Annotated in this window: 3 protein-coding genes; 2 read left to right on the forward strand and 1 reads right to left on the reverse strand. The window is 65.7% G+C overall.

The window, feature by feature from the left end:
* Positions 1-112: 112 nt before the first annotated feature.
* Positions 113-808: a PepSY-associated TM helix domain-containing protein gene (locus tag ACHWRX_RS06805; RefSeq protein ID WP_183616078.1), complete on the reverse strand. Its 696-nt coding sequence runs from the start codon at positions 806-808 to the stop codon at positions 113-115.
* Between the two features lie 155 nt (positions 809-963).
* On the opposite strand from ACHWRX_RS06805, the gene ACHWRX_RS06810 reads away from it, so the two are divergent.
* Positions 964-1749, forward strand: coding sequence for an energy transducer TonB (locus ACHWRX_RS06810; protein WP_394658629.1), 786 nt, complete (start codon positions 964-966; stop codon positions 1747-1749).
* A gap of 99 nt (positions 1750-1848) precedes the next feature.
* The gene (gene glgX / locus ACHWRX_RS06815) at positions 1849-3954 is read left to right on the forward strand and encodes a glycogen debranching protein GlgX (RefSeq protein WP_288418003.1); all 2106 of its coding nucleotides are present in this window, start codon (positions 1849-1851) and stop codon (positions 3952-3954) included.
* The last annotated feature ends 43 nt before the right edge of the window (positions 3955-3997 follow it).

A 3997-nucleotide genomic window follows, 5' to 3' on the forward strand; every position in this document is an offset into this window, starting at 1 on the left:
ACGGTGACGCTGACGGTCGCGGCGGCGGCGGGGACGGCCATCGTCGTCGCGGCGAGCAGCGGGATTGAGGGCAGGGTTTTCAGGTTCATCGGCAAGAGCGGACCTTTCGCGGTCAGTGGATGAAGAACAGGGCGATCACCAGCGGTATGGCGAGGCTGAGGCCGACCAGCGGCCAGGTGGACGGGCGATGGCGCGCGTGAAGTTGCAGCAGGATCAGCCCAGTCACCGTGAAGACGAGGCAAGCCCCGGCGAAGACATCGATGAACCAGAACCATGCCGAGCCGGTGTTGCGGCCCTTGTGCAGGTCGTTCAGGTAGGAAACCCAGCCACGCTCGGTGCGCTCCGCGCTGATGGCCCCCGAAGTGCGATCGATGCTGACCCATGCGTCACGGCCGGGGCCGGGCATGGCGACGTAGACCTCGCCCTCATCAGACCAGTCCGCCGCGAAGCCTGACGGGTCCAGCGGTATCGTGCCCGCGATTGCCTGCGCCACGGCGGGGGGCAGGGGGTCATGGCCATCATTGGCGCGGGGCAGGCGCTCCACCATGGCCATCGGCAGCTTCCCGCTGCTTTGCGTCACCACCGGCTCCGCCGCGATCGAGGCGGCGTGGTTCAGCGTGATGCCGGTGATCGCGAACAGCAGCATCGCGGTGAGCGATACCGCGGCGCTGATCCAATGCCAGGTGTGCAGTTGTTTCAGCCAGAACGTGCGCGCCTTGCGGCTTTTGCGCGGCGTGGAAACGGCCTTCGCCGCCGGCTGGGAAGCCCTGAGGCTGACAGGAGGCGGGGCGGTTTCGGCAGCATCCACGGGCGGGCGGGCTTTCTTGGCTAGGCGGACGGATCGCCGGAGAAGGACCACAGGCTGGGAGGCAGCCGGTTTAGGTCTGGACTGCGCTGCTGATAGTGCCTATGCGAATGACTCGCAATAGCCTGATTTGGCATCGGGCGAAGAAGGGGGCACGCATGGCGACGCTGGCATTGAGCCTTACAACAGCAACGAAGGCGGATCGCGCCGGAGGGCGGTTGGCGCTGGAGGCTCCCTCGTTCCGCCCGATAGAGCCTGTCACAGAGGCCGTGGCGTACGAGCGAGCGGTCTATCAGCCGTCCCGTCGCGCCGGACCGGTCGCCGCGCTTGCCTCCGCAGCGGTCCTGCTGGCGACCGGCGCGGCGTTGGCGACGTTGAGCATCGTGGCCCAGCACAAGGAGCAGCAGCGGCTGACCGTAGTGGCGATGAAGCAGCTGGACACTACGCCTCCGCCCCCGCCGCCTCCCGCCAAATCGCTAGACAAGCCGGTCACCCCGCCCGAACAGGCCTTCGTTCCCAAGCCGATGATCACGCTGCCCGCGCCCGGGCCCCAAAAGGTGGCGATGGACTTGCCGCCGCCGATCCAGCCCAGCGTGGTGGAAGCGCCGCGCGTGGCAGTTCCGAACGCGCCGGTGGCGGCCGCCCCGGTCGCGGCGACACCGGTCGAGGGCGGGGACTTGTCCAGTCAGGTGATCTCCGCAAGGCCTCCGGTCTATCCCATCGATGCCCGCCGCCGCCGAGAGCAGGGCACCGTGAAATTGCGCGTCCTCGTCGGCCCGGATGGTCGCGTGGAGGATCTGCAGATCGCGGTCAGCAGCGGCAGCGACCAGTTGGACAAAGCGGCGCTGACCGCCGTGCGCCGCTGGCGCTGGGCTCCGCAAAAGCAGAACGGCCAGCCAGTCGCGGTGCGCGGCATGGTGCCGGTAACCTTCGCTCTGGCCTGAGAAGGCTCTTTTTTCGCACCTGCAACCAAGTCTCTGCATCCAATCCCGTCAGCAGGCATTCTTCCTGCCGGAAACCAGTGCATTGCGGGGAATAGCGACGTGAGCCTTCTGCCTGATCACCTGGAGGGCGGGCGGCCCTATCCGCTGGGCGCGACGTTCGACGGCCTTGGCGTCAATTTCGCGATCTTCTCCGCGCATGCCGAGAAGATCGAGCTTTGCCTGTTCGATGCCAACGGCAAGCGTGAGGTGGCCCGCTTCGCTTTGCCCGAATGCACGGACGAGGTGTGGCATGGCTACCTGCCGAATGCGCGGCCCGGTTTGGTCTACGGCTATCGCGCCCACGGCCCCTACGAGCCGGAACAGGGCCACCGCTTCAACCCGAACAAGCTGCTGCTCGATCCCTACGCACGGCGGCTTTCGGGTAATATCCGCTGGAACGATGTGCTGCACGCCTACCCCTTGCGCAGCCGCCGTGGGGACCTTGCGTTCGACAAGCGCGACAGCGCCCCCGCCATGCCCAAGGCAGTGGTGACGCACGATTTCTTCGATTGGTCGGAAGATCGCCGCCCCAACACGCCCTGGTCGGAGACTGTGATCTACGAGGCGCATGCCAAGGGTCTGACCAAGCTGCTGGAACAGGCGCCGCCGCAGGAACGCGGCACCTTTGCCGGGCTGGCCCACCCCAAAGTGATCGATCACCTCAAGCGCCTGGGCGTCACCGCGCTGGAACTGCTGCCGATCCACGCCTTCACTCAGGACCGGTTCCTGCAGGAAAAGGGCCTGCGCAACTACTGGGGCTATAACACCCTGAATTTCTTCACGCCCGAGCCCAGCTACTTCGCGGACGAAAGCACGCAGGACGAACTGCGCGTGGCCGTGCGGCGGCTCCATGCGGCTGGAATCGAGGTGATCCTGGACGTGGTGTACAACCACAGTTGCGAGGGCAGCGAACTGGGGCCGACGCTCAGCTGGCGCGGGCTGGACAATGCCACGTATTACCGCCTGCTGCCTGACAACAAGCGCTATTGCCTGAACGATACCGGCACCGGCAACACCTTCAACCTAACGCATCCGCGCGTGATCCAGATGGTGGCGGACTCGCTGCGGCACTGGGCTACGTCCTATGGGATCGACGGTTTCCGCTTCGATCTGGGCCTGACGCTGGGCCGCACCGATCATGGCTTCGATCCCAATGCCGCGTTCTTCCATGTCCTGCGGCAGGACCCGATCCTGGGCCGCCTGAAGCTGATTACCGAGCCATGGGATGTTGGCATGGGCGGCTACCAACTCGGTAATTTCCCGCCGGGTTTCGCCGAATGGAACGACAAGTTCCGGGACACCACGCGCCGCTACTGGCGGGGTGACGCGGGCCAGCGGGCGGACCTTGCGGCGCGGCTTTCGGGCTCGGGCGACTTGTTCGATCTACGCGCTCGGCGCCCTTGGGCCTCGGTCAATTTCCTGACCAGCCACGATGGCTATACTCTTGCCGATCTCGCCGCCTACGAGGAGCGGCACAACGAAGCCAATGGCGAGGACAACCGCGACGGGCATGACAACAACCTCTCGCGCAACTGGGGCGCGGAAGGGCCGACCGACGATCAGGGCATCAAGGATACCCGCGCCAAGGTCCAGCGCTCCATGCTGACGACGTTGCTCGCCTCGCTCGGCACGCCGATGCTGGTGGCGGGCGACGAATTCGGACGCACCCAGGGTGGTAACAACAACGCCTATTGCCAGGATAACGAGATCAGCTGGATCGATTGGTCGCAGCTGGAAACCGAAGAGGGCGCAGCGCTAAACGCCTTCACCTCGCGCCTGATCGGCTTGCGCCGGCAATACGAGGTGCTGCGGTCCGAAGTGTTTCTCTACGGCCAGGATTCGCCGGGTGAAGGCATCAACGATGTCGAGTGGTGGGACGAACGGGGCGAGCAGCTTTCGCCCGAAGATTGGCAGAATCCGGAGGGCCGCGCGCTGTCGATGCGGCGGGCGACCCGTTTGGAGGATGGCCGGGTGGAGGCGATCAACCTGCTGTTGAACGCCAGCAGCGATCCGGTCCTGTTCAAACTGACCCGCACCGTGGCGCAGCGCACCTTGCTGCTGGACAGCGCAAGGCCAGAGGCCGGCGAGGAAACGCTGGACGATGAATACGAACTGGCGGCCCACAGCGCGGCGTTGATCCGCTCGGTGTCGGAATTTCCCGCATGACACAATGCTGGGGGCCACTGGAAATCACGCCGGGGCTTTGGCG

The organism is uncultured Novosphingobium sp. (assembly GCF_964277725.1).
Lineage (GTDB): Bacteria > Pseudomonadota > Alphaproteobacteria > Sphingomonadales > Sphingomonadaceae > Novosphingobium > Novosphingobium fluoreni.